This window comes from Cryobacterium fucosi, assembly GCF_004403515.1.
GTDB lineage: Bacteria > Actinomycetota > Actinomycetes > Actinomycetales > Microbacteriaceae > Cryobacterium > Cryobacterium fucosi.
On the sequence record NZ_SOHH01000095.1, the window covers coordinates 59,782 to 84,365 of the forward strand.

The following is a 24,584-nucleotide window of genomic DNA, read 5'->3' on the forward strand; positions in this document are numbered from 1 at the left end:
CCCCCAATGATCGGCAAATGGGCGCGGCGGGGGAGTCTCGGCTGATTCCCAGCCGGTTTCTGCACGCTGGTCAGGTCAATGGCGTTGACTCGATCGGGTGCGAATTCGCCGACCGGCAATCCGAGCGGTTTCTCGTTCCGAAGTATCATCGGCAGCACCGCAGCACCGCAGCACCGCCAACGACCGACCGCTCGCACCCGACGACAGGGAGAACGCTCCGTGGGAACCCACACGACCCTGGATACCATGCGTCAGGCCCGATCGATCCTGGCCGGGATTCGGGCCGCCGACGACCTGACCGTCGCCGCGAGCAGGGACGGCGGCGTGCGCGCCGTACGCCTGCTCGCCCAGGCTGCGGTCGACCCGGGCGACCAGCTCACCGCGATCGCGGCGATCCACTCGCTCGCCCAGGTCTTCGACGAATCCGCGGACGACGTGCTGGTCTCCCTGCTCGGCCACGACACCCTGTTCATCCGCGAGCACGCGGCGTGGGCCTTCGGGGCCCGCCTTCCCCGCCTCGACGCCATCTCAGGGCTGGTGACCATGGTCGTCGCCGGCGGCTTCCCCGGGATGATCGCCCAGCGCACCCTCGAACAGTGGGCGTCGTCGGTGCCGGAGCACGTGGGACTCGCCGTCGAGGGAGCCCTGGTGGGTGTCGGCGAGGCCGGGGCCCGGTCCCGCCTGGTCGAGACGATCGGCCTCGTCACCGGCCGCATCCCGGAACGCTTGCTGCGCCGCATCGCCGTCGACCCGGCCGAGGCGACCGAGGTGCGCGTTGCCGCGATCGCCGCCCTCGGCGACCTCGGCCCGAACGACGCCAACATCGCGATCGTCACCGACCTTGCCCTGGGCGAGAATGTGCTCGCCGAGGTGGCCAGGCTGGCCCTGGACGACCTGACCGTGCCGAGCTATCCGCGCGCGCCGTGGAGCCAGGGGGCCACCATCGCCCAGCTTTTCCTGCACGCCGACATCGACCGTGACCTCAGCCAGGTCGGCGCCGGCGACAACGGCGGCATCGCCACCCTGCTCGTGCGCCTCGGCGACGCGCTCGTCGCCGGCCCCACGCCGGGAGAGGACGCCTTCCTGCCCGACGGTGAGGATGCCCGCAGGGAGCAGCGGGTCGAACGCGTGCTCACGGTCTCCAGGGGCGGCTTCGCCGACGCCCTGGACTGCCTCCCCGAGGTCGGCTCCACCCTGGCCGGTCACGCCTTCGCGACCGTCCCGTTCCTCGGCGAGCCGGTCGCCTCGGTCGACGCCTGGCCGCGCCGGATCGCCGCCCAGCGCGGCATCAGGCGCATCCTCCGCGCCGCGGGCACGGTCGACGCGATCCACCTGCGGATGGCGGATGTCGGCACCCTTGCCGCCTCCACCGTGGCCCGGGAGCTGGACATCCCCATCGTGTTCACGGTGGCGCCCGACCCGCACAGCGTCATCCACTCGCTGGATGCCGCTGGCGCCCTGACCCGCGCGAACTTCGGCACGGTCGACGAGACCGAGCACTTCTGGTTCCGGGTGCGGCTGGTGCAGCGGTTGGCAGCGGATGCCGCACACACCGTGTTCTTCCCCCGGCCCGACCTGCGGCGCGACATGCGCGACCTCGTCGGAATCGACATCCGGCAGCATCCGGAACGCCACTCGGTGATCGCGGAGGGCATCGACCTGGCCGTGATCGAGCGTTCCCTCACGGATGCTGCGGCGTCCATTGACGACTCCGCCACCGGCGGCCCCGATCGGCTGAGCGCGACCGGCGCCGTCGCATTCGCCGCACTCGACGACTTGCTCGCGACCCTCCCAGCCGAGCGACGGGGACTGCCGCTGGCCATCACTGCGGGTCGGCTGCACCGGGTGAAGGGCATGGCCGCCCTCGTGGAGGCCTGGTCGGCGGACCCGGTGCTGTCCGCTGCCTGCAACCTGCTCATCGTCGGCGGAGACCTGCGCACCCCGTCGGCCGACGAGCGCGCCCAACTGGACCGGATGGCCGCGGCCGTTCCACCCGCCGAGGCCGCCGGGAGGGGGCTGCTGCTCGCCGGGCACCGCAGCAACGACACCGTGGCCCGGTGGTTCGCTGCCGCGCGCCTCGGCCGACCAGGCCTGGCCGCCCCGAACGGCGTGTACGTCTGCGCCAGCGTGAAGGAGGAGTTCGGGATCGCCCTGCTCGAGGCCATGGCGACCGGCCTCTCGGTGGTCGCGCCGCACTCCGGCGGACCGGCCACCTACGTGCAGGAGGGAGTGACGGGCTTCCTCGTGGACACCGGCAAACCGGCTGCGCTGGCAGGCGGGATCACCGATGCCCTCACGATCGCCTCCGGACCGTTCGGGGCGGAATACGCCGAGCGCGCCCGCGAGATGGTGGCCCGCTCGTTCACGATCCAGGCCATGGCGACCACGCTGGCGGCGGTGTACCGGGAGGTCTCCATCACCGACGGACCGAATGCCTGGGCGATGAGCCTGATATGACACTGTTGATCATCAGCCCCGACTACGCCTCCCATCTCTTTCCCCTGGCCACCCTCGGCACCGCCTGGCAGCAGGCCGGTGAGCGCGTCGTCGTGGCCAGCGGCCCCGCCACGGCCGACATCGTGCGAGCGTTCGGTTTCGAACGGATCAACCTGCAACTGGGCCGGGGCTCGAACCCGGGCACGATCCGGGCCGAGCAGCAGCCGAGCGGCGAAGACGATGCCCTCCGCGGGTTCTTCGCCGCGACCCGCCGCGGCATGGTGGAGACGCTCTTGTTCCAGGCCGAGGCGCGAAGCAACGACCTGCTCTGGAACCCGGCCCCGGTCGCCCGCGAGGTGCAGCGGATCGTGAACGAGGTGCAGCCCGACCACGTGATCGTCGACCACCTCGCGTTCAGTGCCCGGCTCGCGCTGCGGAGTGCGGGCATCCGTCACGCCGACGTCGTGCTCGGGCACCCGTCCGCGTTGCCGGTGGGCGACGAGGTCTACGGTTACCCGCCGGACTGGCCGGTGGCGTTCCGGCCCGGCCCGGCAGCGCTGGAGGCCCTTCGATCGGCGTGCGACGACGTGCGCGACGCGTTCACGGCCCAATGGAACGACGCCCTGCGGAGCCTCGACCCCGCGGCGATCCCCAGCCGGGACGCCTTCACGGAGTCGGGCGACGTGCTCCTGCTCAACTACCCGGCCGAACTGCACGACCCGGCGCGCACCGCCCTGCTGCCGCCGCACGCCTTCCTCGGCTCCGCGGTGCGTGAGGAGGCCGTCGACGACCAGGTCGAGCGGTGGCTGACCGCCGGCGACCTGCCGGTCGTTTATCTGAGCTTCGGCAGTTTCCTCTCCGTGCGCGGCGACGTGCTCGCCCGGGTCGCGGAGGCGCTGCGCGGGCTCGACGTGCGGGTTGCCATCGCCACCGGTGCGACCGACCCGGCCGAGCTCGGGCCGATCCCCGGTTCCTGGCTCGTGCGCGGGTTCCTGCCCCAGGTCACCCTGCTCCGTCACGCGGCCCTCGCCGTCACCCACGGCGGAAACAACAGCGTCACCGAGGCGATGACCGCCGGGGTTCCGCTGGTGGTGCTCCCGTTCTCGACCGACCAGTTCGCCGGCGCCGCCGCCCTGGAGACGGCAGGATTCGGGCTCTCCTTCGACCCGAACGTCGTGACGGCCGACGAGCTGCGTGCGGCGGCCGAGGCCCTGCTCGCCCTCGACGGAGCGGCCAGGCTGCGCCTGGACCGGCTGCGCGCATCCCTCGCCGACGGTGAAGGGCCGCGCCGCGCCCGTGAGGCGCTCCTGGCCGTTCCCGTGGTGGGCTAGCACGCTGGACGAGCGTGCCCCGGTGGTCGAGCTTGCCCCGGTGGTCGAGCGTGTCGAGACCGGGATTTCGACAGGCTCAATCACCGTCGGTGGTCGAGCGTGCCCCGGTGGTCGAGCGTGTCGAGACCGGGATTTCGACAGGCTCAATCGCCGTCGGTGGTCGAGCTTGTCGAGACCCGGCCCGATCACACGTCGATGGCGTAGACCAGGGATTCCTGCACCATCCCGAACCATTCGTAGACGTCCCGCAGGAACGGGGCCTCATCGTCGTCTCGCCGCGGCCGGCCGTCCGGACCGATGTCGAGGCGCTCGGCCAACGTCAGGCGCAGGTCGGTGAGGGTGCGCAGCCATGACTGCACGTCGGGCGGGTCAAGCACGATCGCCAGCGGGGCGTCGTCCGGCGAGTCGTGGAGCAGGGCCTCGTCCGGTTCGTCGGAGATCGGATCCAGCGGTTCCTCACCCAGGGTCGCCAGGACCACCTTCGCGTTGAGCACCTTGCGGTCGAGGAGATCGCCGGCGGTGAAGCGACGGAACTCCGCCGCGGCCTCCGGGTCGCCCCGGTAGGCATCCGGGAGCAGCCGTTTCAGGGCCGGGTCGGCGGTCGGTCCGGGAGCGTGGGCATCGGCGGCCTCCAGCAGCTCCACCAGCTGGCTGGTGGCGAGGCGGAGCAGCCCCACCTCGACCAGTTCGAAGTGCGCGGACACGCGACCCTCCGCGGACGGCTCGAATTGCATCACGAGTCGGCCCTGGCCAGCGTCGCCCACAGGCCGTAGCCGTGCATGGCCTCGACGTGTCGTTCCATGGCCTCCCGGTTGCCCGTGGCGACCACGGCCCGGCCGGTGTTGTGCACCTGCAGCATGAGGCGTTCCGCCTCCTCGGCGGTGACCCCGAAATAGCTGCGGAAGACGTAGGCGACGTAGGACATCAGGTTCACCGGGTCGTCCCAGACGATCGTGATCCACGGGCGGTCCAGTGACACCGTCTCCTGCAGATCCGGGCGTTCGACAGTCTTCGGCACCCCTCAAGGCTCCCACGACGGGGAACGGAATTCCACCGAGTCCAAGCCGCGATCCGCCTCCGCATCGTCCGGGCCGGGTCAGGGCGCGTGATGCGGCCGGCCGGCCGCGTGGCCGAGCGCCGTGACGACCAGGGTGATCACCGCCGACAGGGCGACCCCCCAACCGATGTGCGCCATCAGCAGCAGGGCGCCGACCGCGGCGCCGGCGCCGATCAGCACGATGGCGGCGAGCCGGCGGAACCAGGGCTGGCCCTTGCCGCCGCCGAGCCGGGAGTCGGCGGCGAAGCCCGTGATGGTCGAGGTGACCACCACCGTGGTCACGTCCTTCACCCCGATGTGGCGGGCGATCGACGCCTGCAGGCCCATCACCGCGGCGAGGAAGCCCGTGATCACGAGGTCGAAGGGGGCCGGCGGCCGGCCGCCGCCGAGGAACAGGGCGATCGAGAGGGCGGCCATGACCAGACCCTGCACGCCGAAGAGCACGCTGGCGTGCGTCGTCCAACCGATCGCGACCGGTCGCAGCACCCGCCCGCCGACGGCGGCGCCGAGCATGAACGTGAACAGCGCGAGCAGCGGGCCGGCGACCGGCAGGTTGTTCGCCCCGGCCAGGGCCATGCCGAGGATCACGACGTTGCCGGTCATGTTGCCGGTGAACACCCGGTCCAGGCCGAGGTAGCCCACGGCATCCGCCACGCCGGTGGAGAAGGTGAGCGCGAGCATGAGCCCCAGGTGCAGGTTCGCGGGGTGGCGGCGGAGTGTCTCGAGCACGGGATCCTTAGGAAGCGGTGACGGCCGGGGAACGCGGCGGCGGGCGCGGGAACCCCCATGATTCCACGGATGCCGCCCGGGAGTCACCGATCGCGCGGATTCCCGGGGGCCCCGCCGGCGTCGGCATCACGTTCAAACCCGGCGTCGATGTTCACGTCGATGTTCACGTCGATGTTCACATCGATGTCGGCGCCGGTCTCCAGATCGCCGCATTCCACCGGCACGGCCTGGTGTGCGAGCAGGTAGGGACGGGCCCCGGTGTCTCCACTGACCGAGGCGATCAGGTCGGCCCAGTGCGCGCGCCCGATCACGACCGGATGCCCCGGCCGGCCCTCGAAACAGGCCTGCCTCAGGCTGTCCGGGCCGATGGCTGCCGGGCCGATGGGTGCCGGGCCGTCGGGTGCGGCTCCGGCGGCCCCAGGGCCGATCAGTCGCCGGACCGTGGCCTCGGTCAGCCCGGGCACGTCGACCGGGACGACGGCCACGGCGAGCGGACCGGGGCCGAGCGCCGTCGCCGCGCGCAGCCCCGCCTTGAGCGAGGCGGAGAGCCCGCCGGCCCAGTCCTCGGCCCGCGAGAGCACCAGTTCGCCCGGCCGATAGCGGCCGAGCAGCGCCTCCGCCTCGTCGGCCCCGGCCCCGAGCACGACGATCACCGGGTAGCAACCGGCGGAGGCAAGGGTTTCGACGGCCCTGACCAGCCAGGACCGACCCTCGCACGTGACTGCGAGCGCCTTCGGCCGGCCATACCGGGAGCCGGCGCCGGCGGCGAGCACGAGGCCGGCAACAGGGGCAGCGATGGGCGTCATGCCTGCCATCGTAGGCCGACCCTGGCCTCTCGTTGCCGGACTGGGGCCGAGCCATCGGTGGCAGACTGTGGGGATGGTGCAACAGCGCAACGGGTTGTCGATTCACGGGCCGTCTCTCCACGGGGCAGCGCCCCAACGGGCAGCCGCTCATGGCTGAGCGCACGCTGATCCTGCTCCGGCACGCCAAGTCCGACTGGTCGGGCGACGAGGCCGACATCGACCGTCCCCTCAACGGCCGGGGCCGCCACCAGGCGCCGCGCGCCGGGAAGTGGCTGGCCCGCAGCATCCCTGTCATCGACCTCGCGGTCGTCTCGCCGGCGAACCGGGCACGCAGCACCTGGGAACTGGTCTCGGCGGAGCTCGACGCCGTGCCGCCGACCCAGGTCGACGACCGCGCCTATGCCGCGTCGGCCGGGCAACTGCTCGGTGTGCTGCGCGACCTGCCGGACCACGCCGGCATCGTCGTGCTGGTCGGCCACAACCCGGGGATCGAGAACCTGGCCTCGCTGCTGACCGGGGAGTCCGTGCCCATGCCGACCTCGGCGATCGCGGTGATCGGCCTGGCCGGCCCGTGGACGGACGCCGGTCGCTTCCCGGCGGTGCTTCGCGCCTCGGGCAGGCCCCCGGCGGAATAGAGTCGGCATCGGCATCGGCATCGGCGTCGGCGGTTGGAGTCGGCTCAGTGGGCTGACCACGCTCGGCGCGAACAGGGCTTGCCCTCCGGGACCGAGTGCGCGTGACCGGTGGTCGAGCTCGTCGAGACCCGGTGGCGTGATTTCGACAGGCTCAATCACCGGAGGGGCTCAATCACCGGACAGGCTTAATCACCGGACGGGGTCGAGTTCCGGTGGTCGAGCGCGTCGAGACCGAGTCGCCATGATTTCGACAGGCTCAATCACCGGACGGGCTCACTCACCGGACAGGCTTAATCACCGGACAGGCTCGACCGCCGGTGGTCGAGCTCGTCGACCTGGCCAATTCGCCGGGGTGGATGCCGATGGCGTCGCACAAAGTGTGCAAACGTTTGCACGATGCGGGCTGGCCGAAATGCGGGGATTTGGCTCTCTGATGAGGGGTGTTTCCCGCGATTCGGTCGAATCGGACAAATCCGTGACCAAAAACATGTAAACGCTTGCAGGATCGGTGTGGCGCGGAGTAGCGTCTGACCCGTTGTCCTTTGCGCAGCACCGCGCCGAACGGGGAGAGTCAATGCTGACCAATCGCACCGCCGCACGCCGAATCCTGGCCACGATCGGCTCCGGGGCGATCATCGTCTCCGGCCTCGTCTTCGCCCCGATCGCCGCCGCAGCGGCCACGCCGACCGTCGCCCTCGCCGGCAGCCTCCAGAACGAACTCGGCTGCACCGAAGACTGGCAACCGAGCTGCGCCGCCACCGAGCTCGCCCCGACCGGGACCGACGGGATCTGGGCGGCCGAGTTCACCCTCCCCGCGGGCAGCTACGACTACAAGGTGGCCCTCAACGACACCTGGGACGTCGCCTACGGGCTCGACGGCGGAGCGGACAACATCCCGCTGACCATCGCCGGCGACAGCACCCTGCGTTTCACCTTCGACCTCGCGAAGAAGCGGGTCGGCCTGGAGGCGCTCTCCCTTGAAGGGCCATACTCCCAGACGGATGCCCCGCTCGCGGCCGCCCCCATCCGCGAACCCGGCAGCGACGAGCAGTTCTACTTCGTGATGACCGACCGGTTCAAGGACGGCGACCCGACCAACAACACCGCCGGTCTCGGCGCCGATCCGCAGGTCTCCGGCTTCGACCCGACCAACAAGGGCTTCTACAACGGCGGCGACCTCGCGGGTCTCCGCTCCTCCCTCGACTACATCCAGGGGCTCGGCACGAGCGCCCTCTGGCTGACACCGTCATTCATGAACAACCCGGTCCAGGGCGTCGGCGTGAACGCCTCGGCCGGCTACCACGGCTACTGGATCACCGACTTCACCAGGATCGACCCGCACCTCGGCACGAACGCCGAACTCGAGGCGCTCATCGCCGACGCGCACGCCCGCGGCATCAAGGTCTACTTCGACATCATCACCAACCACACCGCCGACCTGATCGACTACGCGGAGAAGAAGTACAGCTACATCGACAAGGCCACCTCGCCGTACACGACCGCGGCCGGCGTCGCCTTCGACCCGGCCGACTACGCAGGCACGCCCGACTTCCCCGTGCTCGACACGACCTCGTTCCCGTACACGCCGACCCTGACTCCGGCCAACGCGAACCGCAAGGTGCCGGCCTGGCTGAACGACCCCACGCTCTACCACAACCGCGGCGACTCGACCTTCGAGGGCGAGAGCGCGCTCGACGGTGACTTCTCCGGCCTCGACGACCTGATGACCGAGAACCCGGCCGTCGTGAACGGCTTCATCGACATCTACAAGACCTGGGTCGACCTCGGCATCGACGGCTTCCGCATCGACACCGTCAAGCACGTGAACCTCGAGTTCTGGCAGACCTGGTCCACCGCCGTGCGCGACTACGCCCGCGCCAAGGGCAAGCCCGACTTCTTCATGTTCGGCGAGGTCTACGACGCGGATGCCGCCAAGACCTCCCCCTACGTGCGGAAGACCGACCTCAGTTCGGTTCTCGACTTCGGCTTCCAATCGCAGGCCACGAGCTTCGCGGCCGGCAACTCCGCCAAGGGCCTCAGCCAGCTGTATGCCGGCGACGACCGGTACACCACCCCCGACTCCAACGCCTACGCCCTGCCGACCTTCCTCGGCAACCACGACATGGGCCGGATCGGCTCCTTCCTCAAGAGCACCGACTCCCCGGTGCAGCGGGACAAGCTCGCCCACGATCTCATGTACCTCACCCGCGGCCAGCCCGTCGTCTACTACGGCGACGAGCAGGGCTTCGCCGGCACCGGCGGCGACAAGGACGCCCGCCAGTCCCTGTTCGCCAGCCAGGTCACCGACTACACGAACCAGCCGCTGATCACGGGGGAGACGGCCGGGTCGGTCGACCGCTTCGGCACGGATGCCCCGCTCTACACCCACATCAGCGCCCTCTCCGCGCTCCGGAGGAACAACCCCGCCCTGGCCACCGGCGCCCAGATCGAGCGCTACACCGACACCGGAGCCGGCATCTACGCCTTCAGCCGGGTCGACCGCACCGCGAAGATCGAGCACCTCGTCGCCGTGAACAACTCGGCCACCGCCAAGACGGTCACGGTGCCGACCCTCACCAAGAACGCGGCCTTCTCCGTGCTCTACGGAGCCGGTACGCCGGGCACCGCCACCGCCACCGGCGAGCTCTCGGTGACCGTGCCCGCCCTCGGCTCGGTCGTGCTCGTCGCCGACCGCCCGGTCACGGCGCCGAGCGCGGCCACAGCGATCACGGTCGCCGCCCCGAAGGCCGGCGCCGGCGTATCCGGAGTCTCACCCGTGGCCGCCGCGGTCGACGAGGGCACCTGGGCAGAGACCGGCTTCGCCTGGCGCGTGGTCGGCTCCCCGGACTGGACCGCCCTCGGCACCGCGGAGGACACCACCCCCCGGGTGTTCCACGACACGGCCGGCCTCGCCAAGGGCACCCTGGTCGAGTACCGTGCGGTGACCACGGATGCCGCCGGCCAGCGCGCCGCCGCCTCCACCTTCGCCTCGGTGGGCAACACCGTTTCCCTTGCCGACACCGGCACGCCGACGCCCGCCATCGACATGGTCACGGTCGCCGGCAACCTCGACTCGGAGATCGGCTGCGCGGGCGACTGGCAGCCCGGCTGCGAGGCCGCGAAGCTCACCAAGCGCGCCGACGGCATCTACGCCGGCACCTTCGACCTTCCGGCCGGCGCCTACGAGTACAAGATCGCGATCAACGGCTCCTGGGACGTCAACTACGGTGCGGGCGGCGTGCCGAACGGCGCGAACGTCGCCTTCACCGCACCGGGCGGACCGGTGACGTTCTACTTCGACCCGCGCAGCAACTTCTTCCAGAACACCGCTCAGGGCCCGATCGTCGTGGCGGCCGGCTCCTTCCAGGAGGAGGCAGGGTGCCCCGGAGACTGGAAACCCGACTGCCTCGCCACCTGGCTGCAGGACATCGACGGTGACGGCATCCTCACCTGGAGCACCAGCACCCTGCCCACCGGCAGCTACGAGGCCAAGGCCGCGCACAATCTCGGCTGGGACGAGAACTACGGCGCGAACGGCGTGCCGAACGGCGCCAACATCGGCTTCAGCGTGACCGAGGGAAAGCAGACCACGTTCAGCTACGACCTGGCCAGCCATGTGCTCACCATCCAAGCGACAGACCCGCCGCTCGCCGGCACCGGTCAGCAGCGCGCGCACTGGCTGAGCGAGAAGACGCTGGCCTGGCCGCGGGACCTGCTGCCGGTGAACGCCGATCCGGCCGATCTCGTCTACGCCCTGAACACCTCACCGGATGCCACCCTGGCACTCGCCGACGGGGCTGTGACCGGCGGCGACACCGTGAAGCTCGCCTACGACAAGGCGGGCCTGACCGACGCGCAGAAGAAGGCGTTTCCCGCGCTGGCGAACTCCGTCGTGTTGCGCCCGGTCGGCACCGACCGGGCAGGCATCGAGCGTCTGCTCACCACCCAGCTGCAGGTCAGCCAGGCCGGTGCCGACGGAGTGCTGAGCGCGCTCACCGGGGTGCAGCTGCCCGGCGTGCTCGACGACCTCTACGCGGATGCCGCCGCCTCCCGCCCGCTCGGCGTGACCTGGTCGAAGAAACGGCCGACCGTCGCGGTCTGGGCGCCGACCGCCCAGAAGGTGGACCTGCTCGCCTGGACCGCCGGCGACGCCGCCGAACTCGAGCGGGTCGCCCTGAACCGCCAGGCCGACGGCACCTGGACGGTGACCGGAGCGAAGGGCTGGGCCGATGCATCCTTCGTCTTCGAGGTCACGGTCTTCGCGCCGACCACCGGCAAGATCGAGGTCAACCAGGTCACCGACCCGTACTCGGTTGCCCTGACCACCAACTCGACCCGATCGGTCTTCGTCGACCTGGCCGACCGGAAGTACCGGCCGAAGAAGTGGGAGAAGGCGGAGTCGCCAGAGATCGACAACCCCGTCGACCGATCGATCTACGAGCTGCACGTTCGTGACTTCTCGATCTCCGACGACACCGTGCCGGAGCCGCTCCGCGGAACCTACGGCGCCTTCGGCGTGGACAGCGCCGGCACCCGGCACCTCGCCGAGCTGGCGGATGCCGGCCTGAACACCGTGCACCTCCTGCCGACCTTCGACATCGCCACGATCGAGGAAGACCGGAGCAAGCAGGCCGTGCCGGCCTGCGACCTCGCCTCGTTCGGGCCGGCCTCGCCGGAGCAGCAGGCCTGTGTGCAGGCCACCGCCGACGCCGACGGCTTCAACTGGGGCTACGACCCGCTGCACTTCCAGGCGCCGGAGGGCTCCTACGCGGTGAACCCGCGGGGCGGAGGCCGGGTGGCCGAGTTCCGCAGCATGGTGGGCGCCCTGCACGAGGACGGCCTGCAGGTCGTGCTCGACGAGGTCTACAACCACACCGCGGCGAGCGGCCAGACCGCCAAGTCCGTGCTCGACAAGGTCGTGCCCGGCTACTACCACCGGTTGAACCCGTTGGGCGCGGTCGAGACCTCGACCTGCTGCCAGAACGTGGCCACCGAGCACCGGATGGCCGAACGGCTCATGGTCGACTCGGTCGTGCTCTGGGCGAGGGAATACCGGGTCGACGGCTTCCGATTCGACCTGATGGGTCACCACTCGAAGGAGAACCTGCTGAACGTGCGGCGTGCGCTGAACACGCTCACCGAGAAGAAGGACGGCGTAGACGGCAAGTCGATCTACCTCTACGGCGAGGGTTGGAACTTCGGCGAGGTGGCGAACAACGCGCTGTTCGAGCAGGCGACGCAGGGCCAGCTCGGCGGCACCGGCATCGGCACCTTCAACGACCGGCTGCGCGACGCCGTGCACGGCGGCAGCCCCGTCGACGGCGGCACCGCGCAGCAGCAGGGCTTCGGCACCGGGCTCGGCACCGACTCGAACGGCGCGGCGATCAACGGCACCCCGGAGCAGGCGCTTGCCAAGCTGGCCCAGGCGAGCGACCTGGTGCGACTCGGACTCGCCGCGAACCTGAGGGACTTCAGCTTCGTGACCAGCGACGGCACCGTGAAACGCGGCGACCAGCTCGACTACAACGGTTCCCCGGCCGGTTACGCCGACCAGCCCGACGAGGTGATCAATTACGTCGACGCGCACGACAACGAGACGCTCTTCGACCTGCTCGCGCTCAAGATGCCGGCCGACAGCGCGATGGCCGACCGGGTGCGGATGAACACCCTCTCCCTGGCCACCGCGACCCTCTCCCAGTCGCCGTCGCTCTGGCACGCCGGCACCGACCTGCTCCGCTCCAAGTCGCTTGACCGGGACAGCTACAACGCGGGCGACTGGTTCAACCGGATCGACTGGACCGGCCAGACGAACAACTTCGGGGTGGGTCTGCCGTCGGCGGCCGCGAACAAGGACAAGTGGGACATCCAGCGGCCGTTGCTGGAGGACCCGGCGCTCGTTCCGACCCCGGGCGACATTGCGGCCGCGTCGAACCAGGCGCAGGATCTGCTCCGGCTCAAGCAGTCGACCGGGCTGTTCCGGCTCGGCGACGCGAAACTGATCAAGCAGAAGCTGACCTTCCCGGCCGCCGGGACCGCGGCGACCCCGGGGGTGATCGTGATGAGTATCGACGACACCGTCGGTGCCGACGTCGACCGCAAGCTCGATGGGGTGCTCACGGTGTTCAACGCGAGCCCTGAGCCGCAGACCATTCGACTGGCGGACCTGGCCGGGAAGACCTACACGCTCAGCGCCATCCAGGCGAAGGGCGCGGATGCCTCGGTCAAGACCACCACGTGGGCTGCGGCCACCGGCACGGTCACCGTGCCTGCCCGCACCGTGGCCGTTCTCGTCGACGACCAGAAGAAGTCGGGGAGAAGGTAGTCGAACCCCGGTGGTCGGGCCGCGGTGGTCGGGCCGCGGTGCCGGTGGTCGAGCTTGTCGAGACCCGCGCCGGCGTGATTTCGACGGGCTCAATCACCGCGGTGGTCGAGCTCAGGTACCGGTGGTCGAGCTTGTCGAGACCCGTGCCGGCGTGATTTCGACGGGCTCAATCACCGCGGTGCCGGCGTGATTTCGGCGGGCTCAATCACCGCGGTGGTCGAGCCTGTCGAGACCTCACCGGGGTGCATCAGGCGCCAGATCCGGTCGCGGGACATCGGCAGCTCGTAGGGGCGGATGCCGATGGCGTCGCGCACCGCATTGGCCAGGGCCGGGGCGACCGGGTTGTAGGGCGACTCGCTCATCGACTTCGCGCCGAACGGGCCGAGCGCATCCGTCGTCTCGGCGAAGTACACCTCGGTCACCGGCAGGTCGGCGAGCAGGGGGATGTGGTAGTTGCGCAGCACGCCGGTGGTGACCGTGCCGGCCCCGTCGAGGATGACCTCCTCGAACAGCGACGAGCCGATCGCCTGGGCAACCCCACCCTCGACCTGGCCCCGGCACTGCTCGGGGTTCATCACGACGCCGGCATCCGCGGCCTGGATCGACTGCAGGATGCGCACCTCGCCGGTGAGGCTGGACACCGCCACCCGGAACGCCTGCACGTTGAACGCGACCGAACGCCTCGCGCCGTCCTCCTCGGCTTCGGCGCTCACGGGAGCGGGCCCGGCGGTGCCGGTGCGAAGTTTCTCCGCCAGGCGCGTCGCCGCGCGCAGCACGGCCTTGCCGGCGACGACAACCCCGGCCGAACCGAACGCGCCCGTGTCATAGCCGGAGGCGTCGGTGTCGGAGTGCAGGATGTCGATCAGGTCGGGGTCCGTGTTCAAGGCCGTCGCCGCGAGCTGGGCGTGCACGGTGGTCGTTCCGTTGCCGAACTCGGCCGTGCCGACCCGCACGGTGTACCGGCCGGTCGGTTCGAGGGTCACCGAGGCGTGCGCGAAGTGCCCGCGGGGCGGCATGGTGGCGATCATCGCGGTCGCCATCCCCTCGCCGACCTGCCACTCCGGGCCCTCTGGCGACGGCACGCCGTTGCCGCGCTCGAGCGCGGCCTGGGCCAGGTCGAGGCACTGGTCGAGGCCATAGCTGCCGAAGATGAGGTCGGCGCCCTCCACCTGGGTCACCACGAGCGGGTCGGCGGGGCCGACGCAGTTGAGCCGGCGCAGGTCGAACGGGTTCATCCCGAGGTCTCGGGCGAGGTCGTCGATGGCCGACTCGACCCCGAAGATCACCTGGCCGAGTCCGTAGCCGCGGAACGCGCCGGAGGGGAGGTTGTTCGTGTACACGCTCTGGGCATCCACCCGCTTGTTCGGCACCGAGTAGAGGCTGACCGACTCCGAGGTGCCGTGGAACATCACACCGGGGCCGTGGTTGCCATAGGCGCCGGTGTCGGCGAGCACGCCGAGCTTGAGCGCGGTGAGCCGGCCGTCATCGGTCGCGCCGACGGTGACCTGCACCCGCATCGGGTGACGGACCGGCGCCGCGGTCAGCTCGTCGGCGCGGCTGAACTCGTACTGCACCGGGCGCCCGGTCCGCAGAACGGCGAGGGTGACGACGTCCTCGGTGAGGATCTCCTGTTTGCCGCCGAACCCTCCGCCGACCCGGGCGGTGAACACCCGCACATCGGCCGGGTCGAGCTCGAACAGGCGGCAGATCTCCCGGTGCACCAGGAACGGCACCTGCGAGCTCGTGCGCAGTACCAGACGGTCGTCCTCGAGCCAGCCGATCGTGGCATGGGTCTCCAGATGGGTGTGCGCCACCCGCTGGGTCTGCCAGCTGCCGGTGACGAGCCGGGTGGCGTCGGCCAGGCCGGCCTCGATGTCACCGTGCTCGCCGTGCAACTCGGCGACGAGGTTGCGCCCGGGGTCGGCCAGGCGGCTCTCGGCGGCATCCTTGTCTCCGTGCACGAGGGCGGCCCCCGGGAGGAGCGCCTCGTCCGGGTCGAAGACCGCGGGCAGCGGCTCGTAGTCGACGTGTATCAGCCGGCAGGCTGCCTCGGCGATCGCCACGGTGTCGGCGACGACCGCCGCGACCCGCTGGCCGCGGAACCGCAGCACCCGGTCGAAGACGAGGCTGTCGTCCGGGTCGTCGAGCCGGTCCTCGTGCCGGGCGGTGGAGAAAAGGGTGGCGGGGGAGTCGGCGTGGCTGAGCACGGCGTGAACGCCGGGCAGGGCGGCGGCCGCGCGGGTGTCGATCGAACGGATGCGCGCGTGGGCGTGCGGGCTCCGCAGCACGCTCAGGTGAGTGAGGCCCGGCACGGCGACGTCGAGCGTGTACGGTTCCTGCCCGCTCACGATCCGTTCGCTCGCCGGGGCGCGCAGGGACGTGCCGACCCGGCCGGTGCGGATCACCCGGCCGAGAGTCGAGGCAGGGGCACCGACGGGCGTGCGGGTGTCGGCGCGGGCATCGGCGCGGGTTTCGTCGGCATCGACCGGGGCATCGGCCGGGGCATCGGCCGGGGCATCGACCGTGCCGGAGCCGTCGGTCGGCGTGCGGGTGCCGCGGATGGCATCCGCGATCGAGCGGTAGCCGGTGCAGCGACACAGATTGCCCTTGAGCAGGCGCGGCAGGTCGTCGTGGTCGTGCTCGGTCAGGGTGGAGGCGGTCACGACCATGCCCGGGGTGCAGAAACCGCACTGGAAACCGGCGGCGTCCACGAAGCGCTGCTGCACCGGCGCGAGACCGCCGGGCAGGCCCAGCCCGGCCGCCGTCGTGACGGCCGTGTCCTCGGCGCGGAACGCCGGGAAGACGCAGGAGTGCACGGGGGTGCCGTCGACGAGCACCGAGCAGGCGCCGCAGTCTCCCGTGTCGCAGCCCTTCTTCACCTCGAAGTGCTCCTGCTGGCGCAGGAAGGAGCGCAGGCACTGCCCCGGGGCGGCCGGGGCGTCGACCGTCGAACCATTCACGGCGAGCCTCATGCCCGCACCTCCTCGCGCGCGTCCTCCCAGGAGAACGCCGGATCGGCCTGGCCCTGCGCGAGTTCGGCCCGGATCTCCTCGCCCAGCACCCCGCTCACGGCGCGGCGCCAGTCGGCGCCGCCGTGGGCATCCGTGAACCAGACGTCGATCGCGGCGATGTCACGTTCGAGCGCGCTCGCCGAAGGAGTGGAGTCGTAGCGGAGCTGCACCGGATGGACGGTGCCGGCCGTGACGGTGAGCACGAAGGCCCCGTCGGCGTCGGTCCGGCCGATCAGCAGGGTGCCGGACCGGCCGAGCGGGGAGAGGGCGATCCGGCGGAAGGCCGTGCGGGAGTCCAGCGTCGACGCCGGGAGGAGGATCGAGCGCAGCACGTCGCCAGGGTCCAGCCGATTGGCCTGGTTGCCGGTCACGAAATCCACGGCGGGCAGGCGCTCGTCGCTCCCGTCGCTGCGCCAGAGGAGGACCTCACCGTCGAGGGCCGCGGCCAGGGCGGTCATCGGCCCGGCCGGTAGCGACGCGCACAGGTTGCCGCCGACCGTGGCCACGTTCCAGATCTTGAACGAGCCGTAGAGAGCGGCGGAGCACTGGAAGAAGAGCGGATGCGCGACCCGGCCGATCGCTTCCGGCAGCCGGGACAGCTCCGCGATGGTGCAGGTGGCGGCGATCTCCAGGCCGGCGGCGGTGACCGTGAGCGGCTCCCAGCCGAGGGTCTGCAGGTCGACAAGCCCGGTCAGGTGCACCTGCGGCTCGCCGAACAGGTCGCTGCCGCCGGCCAGCGGCGCCACCGTCGGCCCGAGCGCGGCCAGGTCGGCGCGGGTGCGGGCCGGGGTGAGAGTCAGAACGGTGTTCAGGTCCATCGCTTCTCCCCAATAGACTGAGTTGCTAAGTTTCTGAGATAGAACCTAGCCGGGGGAGCGCGGGGTCGCGTGACCCACGCGCATCCTCACGGCCTCTTCACACCAACGGCGCGGTCGCCGCCGCTGGTTTGCAGGCACGATAGCGCGAAATCGGCCGAGTCAGGCGGAGTGATCGACGCCGTGCAGCTGGTCCAGGATGTGGTCGAGCACCTTGTCGAGCACGTCGAGCCCGTCGCGCACCCCGCCGCTCGAGCCCGGCAGATTCACGATCACGGTGCGGCCGCGGGCGATTCCGGCCCGGCCGCGGGAGAGCACGGCCAGGGGCGTCGAGGCGGCACCCCGCCTGCGCAGCTCCTCCATCAGGCCGGGCAGCTCCAGGTCGAGCAGTGGCGCGGTCTGCTCCGGGGTGCGGTCGTGCGGGCTGATGCCGGTGCCGCCCGTGGTGATCACCAGGTCGTAGCCGGCGTCGACGGCGGCCCGCAGTGCGGCCCCGACCGGGTCGCCGTCCGGCACGACGTGGCGGCCGAGCACGGTCCAGCCGCGGTCGATCAGCCAGGCGTCGATGACGGGGCCGGTGCGGTCGGTGTAGATTCCCGCCGCCGCGCGCGTCGACGCCACGATGACCTGGGCGGTGCGCTCCGGGTGCGGGACGCGGATCGGGGTCGTTGAGGGTGCGTTCACGCCTCCATCCTGCCCCACCGACCGGCCCCACCGACCGGCCCGACCGTTCCGACCGGCTCGAATCGTCGACGGGCGGGCAAGCGAAACCGCAGATACGGTAATAAGATGCATTCCATGTCGCAGATACGGATCAGGGACGCCGCCGGGTACCTCGGGGTGAGCGATGACACCGTGCGCCGCTGGATCGACAACGGCATCCTGGCCGCGTCCGACGACGACTCGGGGCGCATGGTCGTCGACGGCCTCGACCTGGCCCGGCTGGCCAGGGAGAACGCGCTCGCGCCGGCCGACCCGGCCGACACGGCCAGCTCGGCGCGCAACCGTTTCGTCGGCCTGGTGACCAGCGTGCTCAGCGACCCGGTCATGTCCCAGGTCGAGCTCCAGTGCGGCCCGCACCGGGTGGTCTCCTTGATGAGCACGGAGGCCGTGCGGGAGCTCGGCCTCGTGCCCGGTTCCGTCGCCGTCGCCGTGGTCAAGGCGACCAACGTCATCGTCGAGACGCCGAGAGGGCACCAGTGACGGCGCGCCGCCGTCCTCTCGCCGCGCTCGTGCTGCTCGCGGCCGCAGGGCTCACCGCAGGCTGCGCCGGCCAGGGAGGCTCCCCGGGCGCACCGTCGGCAGCTCAGTCGGCCGCAGCCTCGTCGTCCGCCTCGCCCGCCGCGTCCGAAACGCTCACCGTGTTCGCCGCGGCCTCCCTGACCGGCACGTTCACCGCTCTCGCCGACCGATTCGAGGCCGCGCACCCTGGCGTCAGGGTGACCCTCAATTTCGCCGGCTCGGCCGACCTTGTCACCCAGATCACGGAGGGCGCCCCGGCCGATGTCTTCGCGGCCGCCGACACCAGGAGCATGGACAGGCTCGCCGCCGCCGGCCTGGTGGCCGGGAAACCGGTGGTCTTCGCGACCAACACTCTCGAGATCGCGGTGCCGCCCGGCAACCCGGCCGGCATCGCGACCTTCGCCGACCTGGCCCGCCCCGGCGTCGCCGTGGTGGCCTGCGCGCCCCAGGTGCCCTGCGGCGCCGCGGCAGCGAAGATCGAGGCGGCGACCGGCATCACGCTCGCACCGGTCAGCGAGGAGAACGCCGTCACCGATGTGCTCGGCAAGGTCTCCACGGGCGAAGCGGATGCCGGGCTCGTATACATCACCGACGTCACCGCGGCAGGCGGGGCGGTCCGCGGGATCCCGTTCCCCGAGTCGGATCGCGCCGTGAACCGCTACCCGATCGCGGTCGTGGCCGGCAGTGCGCAGGCGAAGCTCGGGGCATCCTTCGCCCGGTTCGTCACCGACCCGGGCGGCCGGAAGATACTCTCGGCGGCCGGTTTTGGCACTCCCTGAGTCGTCGGGGCGGCCACAGACCCGCGGCTCCGCACCGGCCGGGCCGGTCACGCTCGGCGTGCCGCGGTGGATCCTCGCGATCGCCGCTCTCGGCGCCATCTTCATCGTGCTGCCGGTCGTCGGCATGACGGCGCGGGTGGACTGGGCCCATTTCGGCAGCCTGGTCACCTCGCCGTCCGCGGTCGCGGCACTGCTGCTGAGCCTCCGCACCGCGGCGGCGAGCACCGTGCTGTGCCTGGTCCTCGGGGTGCCGATGGCCCTGATGCTTGCCCGCAGCCGGTTCCCCGGGCAGCGGCTGGTGCGCGCCGTCGTGCTCCTGCCCCTCGTGCTGCCGCCCGTCGTGGGCGGCATCGCCCTGCTGTCGACATTCGGCCGCCGCGGGCTGCTCGGCCAGGCCTTCGAGGTTCTTGGAGTGCAGATCGCGTTCTCGACCGCCGCCGTCGTCCTCGCCCAGACCTTTGTCGCCCTGCCGTTCCTCGTGCTCAGCGTCGAGGCCACCCTTCGGGCCTCCGGCGCCCGCTACGAGGCCGTCGCCGCCACCCTCGGCGCCACTCCCAGCGTCGTGTTCTGGCGGGTGACGCTTCCGCTCGTGCTGCCCGGCCTGGTCTCCGGCGCCGTGCTCGCCTTTGCCCGCGCCCTCGGTGAATTCGGCGCGACCCTCACCTTCGCCGGCAGCCTCGAGGGCGTCACCCGCACGCTTCCGCTGGAGATCTACCTGCAACGCGAGACCGACCCGGATGCCGCGGTGGCGCTGGCGCTCGTGCTCGTCGCCGTCGCCGTGGTGGTCATGGTCGCGACGCACCGGCCGCGGGCCCCGTCGTGACGTTCGAGCTGGCTGCGGTGGTCGCCCGGCGCGGACTCGACGTGTCGTGGGGGGTCTCGTGACGTTCGAGCTGGCTGCGGTGGTCGCCCGGCGCGGACTCGACGTGTCGTTCACCGTGGCGCCGGGGGAGACCGTGGCGTTGCTGGGCTCCAACGGGGCCGGCAAGTCCACCGTGGTCGAGATCAGCGCAGGCCTGCTCCGCCCCGACGCCGGCCGGGCAAGTCTGGCCGGCCGGGTGCTCTTCGACCTGGGCGGGGGCCGCCCGGGGGTCTGGCTGCCGCCGCACGCCCGCGGCACCGCGCTGCTCGCCCAGGAACCGCTCCTGTTCCCGCACCTCACGGTGCGGGACAACGTGGCGTTCGGCCCGCGCAGCGCGGGCGAGTCCCGGGCCAGGTCGCGGGAGATCGCCGACGAGTGGCTGGCAGCGGCCGAGGTCGCCGACCTGGCCGACCGCCGGCCGACCGCGCTCTCCGGAGGGCAGGCCCAGCGGGTGGCCGTGGCCAGGGCCCTCGCGGCGGATCCGCGCCTGCTACTGCTCGACGAGCCGATGACCGCCCTCGATGTGGCCGCGGTACCCGCGCAGCGCAGGCTCCTGCACCGGGTGCTGGCCGGCCGGTCCGTCATCCTGGTCACCCACGACCCGCTCGACGCCCTGGCCCTGGCCAGCCGGGTGATCGTGCTCGACCAGGGCCGGATCGTGGAGGAGGGCCCGACGCGCACCGTGTTCGCGCGGCCGCAGACCGAGTTCACCCGCGCCCTGACCTTCGGCCTCGACCTCTCTGCCGGCCCTGCTCGCCCGGACGCTGGCCCTGCTCGCCCGGACGCCGGCCCTGCTCGCCCGGACGCCGGCCCCTGAACTCCCGCCTCCCCGTGGCCAATTCAGGAGAATCAGATGCCGGCGACCGTGATTCCGCGTGATTCCGGGCGCTGGTGCGGGACATCCGGGCAAATCTCCTGAATTAGACACACTCCGGCGGCGTGACGCGCGCGAAGGGCAGGGCAGGGCGGGCAGGGCGGGCAGGTGCCTGCGGCAGATGCATCTCACTCGCGGCCTGATGGCGCCGTTCCTCGGTGGCTAATTCAGGAGAAACGGATGCCGGACGCCAGACTCCCGCCGGATTCCGGGGGCTGGTGCGGGACATCCGGGCAAATCTCCTGAATTAGGCACACTTTGGCGGCGCCACACAAGTCGGGCAGGCAGCAGGGGGCAGCAGGCAGCAGGGGGCAGGGCAGCGGCGGGCGTCACGCGGCGCGCATTCTCCGGGCGAAGGAATACCCTTAAGGCATGACCGTTTCCGCACCCTTGTCCGCCCGTGCGACCGCGCGCCCGTTGAAGGACGAGGAGGTGGCCCGAATCCGCAACGATTTCCCCATCCTGGAAACCCGGGTGAACGGGCATCCGCTGAACTACCTGGACTCGGGTGCCACCTCGCAGAACCCGGTAAGCGTGATGGAGGCGGAGCAGGAGTTCTACGAGCAGCGGAACGCCGCCGTGCACCGCGGGGCGCACACCCTCGCCTTCGCCGCCACCGAGGCATTCGAGGCCGCCCGCGCCACGGTTGCCGCCTTCATCGGTGCCCGGACCGACGAGATCGTGTGGACGTCGAACGCCACCGAGGCGGTCAACCTGGTGGCCTACTCCCTCTCCAACGCGTCGCTCGGGCTCGGCGGCGAGGCGGCGAAGCGTTTCCGGCTCGGCGCGGGCGACGAGATCGTCGTCACCGAGATGGAGCACCACGCCAACCTGATCCCGTGGCAGCAGCTCGCGCTGCGCACGGGCGCGACCCTGCGGTTCATCCCGGTACAGGATGACGGCACCCTCGATCTGGCCGCCGCCGGCACCGTGGTCGGCACCCGCACCCGCCTGCTCGCCTTCACCCACGCCTCCAACGTCGTCGGCACGATCAACCCCGTCGCCGAGCTCGTCGCCCTGGCCCGAGCGGTCGGCGCGCTGGTGCTGCTGGACGCCTGCCAGTCCGTGCCGCACCTGCCCGTCGACGTCGCCGCGCTCGACGTGGACTTCGCCGTCTTCTCCGGCCACAAGATGCTCGGCCCGACCGGAATCGGCGTGCTCTACGCCAAGGCCGAACTGCTCGCCGACCTGCCGCCGTTCCTCACCGGCGGCTCGATGATCACGACCGTCGACATGCACACGGCCGAGTTCCTCGCCCCGCCGCAGCGGTTCGAGGCCGGTACCCAGCGCATCTCGCAGGCGATCGCCCTGGCCGCCGCGGTTGACTACCTGACCGAGACCGGTATGGCCCGGATCGAGGCCCGGGAGGCGCAGCTCGGCCACCGCCTCCTCGCCGGGCTCAGCGACATCCCCGGTGTGCGCGTGCTCGGGCCGGGCCTCGGCGCGGAACGGATCGGCCTGGCAAGCTTCGACCTGGCCGGCGTGCACGCGCACGACGTGGGCCAGTACCTCGACGAGGCCGGAATCGCGGTGAGGGTCGGTCACCACTGCGCCCAGCCCCTGCACCGGCGCCTCGGCGTCACCGCGTCCACCCGCGCCAGCACCTACCTCTACACGACCACCGACGAGGTGGATCAGTTCCTGGCAACCCTGCGCGAGGTTGCGCCGTTCTTCGGAGTCCGTTCATGACCAGCACCGCCATGCAGCAGCTCTACCAGCAGATCATCCTCGACCACGCGAAGGCCAGGCACGGCGCCTCGGCCGAGGCGTTGCCGCCGCTCCCGACGCGTCTGTCGGCCGCTGCGTCGGTCGACCCGGCTCCCGACGGCCTCCGGGTGGGCGAATCGCACCAGGTGAACACCACCTGCGGCGACGAGGTCACCGTGCGGGTGGGCGTGCGCGGCGCGGGCGATGAGGCCGTGATCGAGACGTTCGCGTGGCGTGGCGACGGATGCTCCATCTCCTTGGCTTCGGCATCCGTGCTGCACGACACCGTGGGTGGCGTCACCGTCGGCGAGGCCAGGGCCATGCTCGATCTCTACCGGGAGATGCTGCGCTCCCGCGGCACGATCGAACCCGACGAGGAGGTCCTCGGCGACGCCGCCGCCTTCTCCGGGGTCTCCCGTTACCCGGCCAGGGTCAAGTGCGCGATGCTCGCCTGGGTGGCCTTCGAGGCCGCAGTGCTGCCCGTCGCCGAGTGAGGTCGGGTCGGTAGTCGAGCCCGTCGAGCTCGACTCGGGTGACCTGGTCTCGACAAGCTCGACCACCGGGGCGCTCGACCACCGGTGGTCGAGCCTGTCGAGACCCCATCCGTACCGGTGGTCGAGCTTGTCGAGACCCCGCCAACAAACTACGCCGAACGAGCCCCCAGCTCGGCGCGGAGCGGCCAGTCCTGGCCGTCGAGGATGATCTGAGCGCAGCGGCCGGTGAGCGAGTTGACCACGATCGGCGCCATCAGGTTCACGGTGGTGCCGCTCTCGCCCGGGTTGGTCACCACGAGCACGAGCGCGTCGGCCGGGTCGGACAGCTCGAGCGAGCCGGCCTGGTCGTCGCTGATCACGGGGGAGTAGTCGGGAAGGTAGACCGAGGCATCCAGCACGAACAGGCGGGTGCGCTGGTCGGTGGCGGACTGCAGCGTGAAGAGTCCGGCCGCGCCGGGAATCTCGATCAGCGCGAACTCGGTCAGCGGAGCGAGCCCGGGAGGAGGGGACACGAAGGTCAGGGTGGCGTTCATCGTTGCCGTTCTCGCTTGCTGCATGATCATCTGAGGAAGTCCATCAGGGTCGGCTGGAGGACCTTGGCAGTCACCGCGAGGGCCGACTGGTAGACGACTTCCTGGAGCTTGAGGTCGAGGATCGCCTGGCCGAGGTCGACGTCCTCGATCGAGGAGCGCTGCGCCTCGAGGGCGCCCTTCTGCTTCACGAGGGTGTCCCCGGCCTTCTGGATCTGGCCCTGACGCACGCCGACGTCCGCCTGGGCGGTGAGCACGGTCTTCATCCGTGCGTCCACGTTGGCGAGGAAGTGGCCGATGTTGCTCGGCGGCATGCTGGGCGTGCCGCGCAGGGCGGCGCTGATGTCGTCGATGAGCGTGAACACCGAGGTCGCGTTCGTCGCGTTCAGGTCGAAGACCTCGCTGCCATCGACGTCGACCTTGATGGTCGTGTCCGCGTCGATCCGGCGTCCGACGGTGGAGCCCGGGGCGCCAGTGAAGGACGCCAGCTTGGTGACGGGGTCCACGGTGAAGGCGACGCCGGCATCCGAGTTGCCTGCGAACACGGTGCGGCCGAGATAGGAGGAGTTCGCCTGGCTGAGCAGGTCCTGCTTGAGGCCGTCGAGACGCACGGCGATCGCTTCCTTCGCGGTCTGCGAGAGGGAGCCGTCGTTGGCGCCCTGCACGGTGAGATCGCGCACCTGATTCAGGATGTCGGTGGTGCTGGCGAGGGCGGTGTCGGCGGTGGTCAGCCATCTGTTGCCGTTCTCGGCGTTGCGGCTGTACTGGGCGACGGCACGCTGGTCGGTGCGCACGGCCAGGGAGTCCGCCGCCTTGGCCGGGTCGTCGGAGGGCCGCTCGATGGCCCTGAGCGAGGATGCCCGCTCCTGCAGTTGGGCCATCCGGGCGAGGTTGGTCTGCAGATTGCTCTGCGCCGAGCGCATCTGGGTCTGGGTGGTGACGCGGGAGACCATG

18 protein-coding genes and 1 pseudogene are annotated in these 24,584 nt (G+C 71.1%); 10 read left to right on the forward strand and 9 right to left on the reverse strand.

The window, feature by feature from the left end:
* The first annotated feature begins 219 nt into the window (after positions 1 to 219).
* Together E3T48_RS13955 and E3T48_RS13960 are read left to right on the forward strand one after the other, a co-directional pair.
* Positions 220 to 2,457, forward strand: a complete 2,238-nt coding sequence (locus E3T48_RS13955; RefSeq protein WP_134524638.1) for a glycosyltransferase — start codon at positions 220 to 222, stop codon at positions 2,455 to 2,457.
* Positions 2,454 to 3,767, forward strand: a complete 1,314-nt coding sequence (locus E3T48_RS13960; protein ID WP_134524639.1) for a glycosyltransferase — start codon at positions 2,454 to 2,456, stop codon at positions 3,765 to 3,767. The genes E3T48_RS13955 and E3T48_RS13960 overlap by 4 nt, the downstream gene beginning before the upstream one ends.
* 185 nt (positions 3,768 to 3,952) lie before the next feature.
* Here the strand turns inward: E3T48_RS13960 and E3T48_RS13965 are convergent, their stop codons facing one another.
* The 4 genes from E3T48_RS13965 to E3T48_RS13980 form a co-directional block, all read right to left on the reverse strand.
* Positions 3,953 to 4,501: a DUF2017 domain-containing protein gene (locus E3T48_RS13965; RefSeq protein WP_478213393.1), complete on the reverse strand. Its 549-nt coding sequence runs from the start codon at positions 4,499 to 4,501 to the stop codon at positions 3,953 to 3,955.
* A complete protein-coding gene (clpS, locus tag E3T48_RS13970) occupies positions 4,501 to 4,785 on the reverse strand; it encodes an ATP-dependent Clp protease adapter ClpS (RefSeq protein ID WP_241974927.1) in 285 nt (94 codons plus the stop codon). The genes E3T48_RS13965 and clpS overlap by 1 nt, the downstream gene beginning before the upstream one ends.
* Positions 4,786 to 4,863: 78 nt before the next feature.
* Positions 4,864 to 5,553 (reverse strand): YoaK family protein, encoded by a 690-nt coding sequence (locus E3T48_RS13975; RefSeq protein ID WP_338145243.1) that lies wholly within the window; start codon positions 5,551 to 5,553, stop codon positions 4,864 to 4,866.
* 83 nt (positions 5,554 to 5,636) lie between these two features.
* The gene (locus tag E3T48_RS13980; protein ID WP_134524641.1) at positions 5,637 to 6,359 is read right to left on the reverse strand and encodes a nucleotidyltransferase family protein; all 723 of its coding nucleotides are present in this window, start codon (positions 6,357 to 6,359) and stop codon (positions 5,637 to 5,639) included.
* A 149-nt stretch (positions 6,360 to 6,508) separates the two neighbouring features.
* Between E3T48_RS13980 and E3T48_RS13985 the strand changes: the two genes are divergently transcribed.
* Both E3T48_RS13985 and pulA read left to right on the forward strand, forming a co-directional pair.
* A complete protein-coding gene (locus E3T48_RS13985) occupies positions 6,509 to 6,994 on the forward strand; it encodes a SixA phosphatase family protein (protein ID WP_134524642.1) in 486 nt (161 codons plus the stop codon).
* A 574-nt stretch (positions 6,995 to 7,568) separates the two neighbouring features.
* Entirely contained in the window at positions 7,569 to 13,316 is a 5,748-nt protein-coding gene (gene pulA / locus E3T48_RS13990) for a pullulanase-type alpha-1,6-glucosidase (protein WP_134524643.1), read from the forward strand.
* A 170-nt stretch (positions 13,317 to 13,486) separates the two neighbouring features.
* Here the strand turns inward: pulA and E3T48_RS13995 are convergent, their stop codons facing one another.
* The 3 genes from E3T48_RS13995 to E3T48_RS14005 form a co-directional block, all read right to left on the reverse strand.
* Positions 13,487 to 16,288 (reverse strand): molybdopterin-dependent oxidoreductase, encoded by a 2,802-nt coding sequence (locus E3T48_RS13995; protein ID WP_134524644.1) that lies wholly within the window; start codon positions 16,286 to 16,288, stop codon positions 13,487 to 13,489.
* Positions 16,285 to 17,145 carry an FAD binding domain-containing protein gene (locus E3T48_RS14000; protein WP_134524645.1) on the reverse strand — a complete coding sequence of 287 codons (861 nt, stop codon included), beginning with the start codon at positions 17,143 to 17,145 and terminating at the stop codon, positions 16,285 to 16,287. Before E3T48_RS14000 ends, E3T48_RS13995 begins: the two co-directional genes overlap by 4 nt.
* A gap of 159 nt (positions 17,146 to 17,304) precedes the next feature.
* Positions 17,305 to 17,826: a MogA/MoaB family molybdenum cofactor biosynthesis protein gene (locus E3T48_RS14005; protein WP_241986828.1), complete on the reverse strand. Its 522-nt coding sequence runs from the start codon at positions 17,824 to 17,826 to the stop codon at positions 17,305 to 17,307.
* A gap of 114 nt (positions 17,827 to 17,940) precedes the next feature.
* Between E3T48_RS14005 and E3T48_RS14010 the strand changes: the two genes are divergently transcribed.
* The 6 genes and pseudogenes from E3T48_RS14010 (at position 17,941) to sufU (ending at position 23,100) form a co-directional block, all read left to right on the forward strand.
* Positions 17,941 to 18,345 carry a TOBE domain-containing protein gene (locus E3T48_RS14010; protein ID WP_134524647.1) on the forward strand — a complete coding sequence of 135 codons (405 nt, stop codon included), beginning with the start codon at positions 17,941 to 17,943 and terminating at the stop codon, positions 18,343 to 18,345.
* Positions 18,342 to 19,163 (forward strand): molybdate ABC transporter substrate-binding protein, encoded by an 822-nt coding sequence (gene modA / locus E3T48_RS14015; protein ID WP_241986829.1) that lies wholly within the window; start codon positions 18,342 to 18,344, stop codon positions 19,161 to 19,163. Before E3T48_RS14010 ends, modA begins: the two co-directional genes overlap by 4 nt.
* Before the next feature lie 58 nt (positions 19,164 to 19,221).
* On the forward strand, positions 19,222 to 19,986 hold the full coding sequence (locus E3T48_RS14020) for an ABC transporter permease (protein ID WP_241986833.1): 765 nt from the start codon (positions 19,222 to 19,224) through the stop codon (positions 19,984 to 19,986).
* Between the two features lie 58 nt (positions 19,987 to 20,044).
* A pseudogene (locus tag E3T48_RS14025) lies at positions 20,045 to 20,794 on the forward strand (sulfate/molybdate ABC transporter ATP-binding protein); the annotation flags it as partial.
* A gap of 477 nt (positions 20,795 to 21,271) precedes the next feature.
* Complete coding sequence (locus E3T48_RS14030; protein WP_134524649.1) at positions 21,272 to 22,588, forward strand: SufS family cysteine desulfurase; 1,317 nt, start codon at positions 21,272 to 21,274, stop codon at positions 22,586 to 22,588.
* Complete coding sequence (gene sufU / locus E3T48_RS14035) at positions 22,585 to 23,100, forward strand: Fe-S cluster assembly sulfur transfer protein SufU (protein WP_134524650.1); 516 nt, start codon at positions 22,585 to 22,587, stop codon at positions 23,098 to 23,100. The genes E3T48_RS14030 and sufU overlap by 4 nt, the downstream gene beginning before the upstream one ends.
* 149 nt (positions 23,101 to 23,249) lie before the next feature.
* Here sufU and E3T48_RS14040 read toward each other — a convergent pair whose 3' ends face one another.
* Positions 23,250 to 23,663: a flagellar assembly protein FliW gene (locus tag E3T48_RS14040; RefSeq protein WP_241986830.1), complete on the reverse strand. Its 414-nt coding sequence runs from the start codon at positions 23,661 to 23,663 to the stop codon at positions 23,250 to 23,252.
* The gene (gene flgL, locus E3T48_RS14045) at positions 23,660 to 24,583 is read right to left on the reverse strand and encodes a flagellar hook-associated protein FlgL (protein ID WP_134524651.1); all 924 of its coding nucleotides are present in this window, start codon (positions 24,581 to 24,583) and stop codon (positions 23,660 to 23,662) included. Before flgL ends, E3T48_RS14040 begins: the two co-directional genes overlap by 4 nt.
* Position 24,584: the final 1 nt, after the last annotated feature.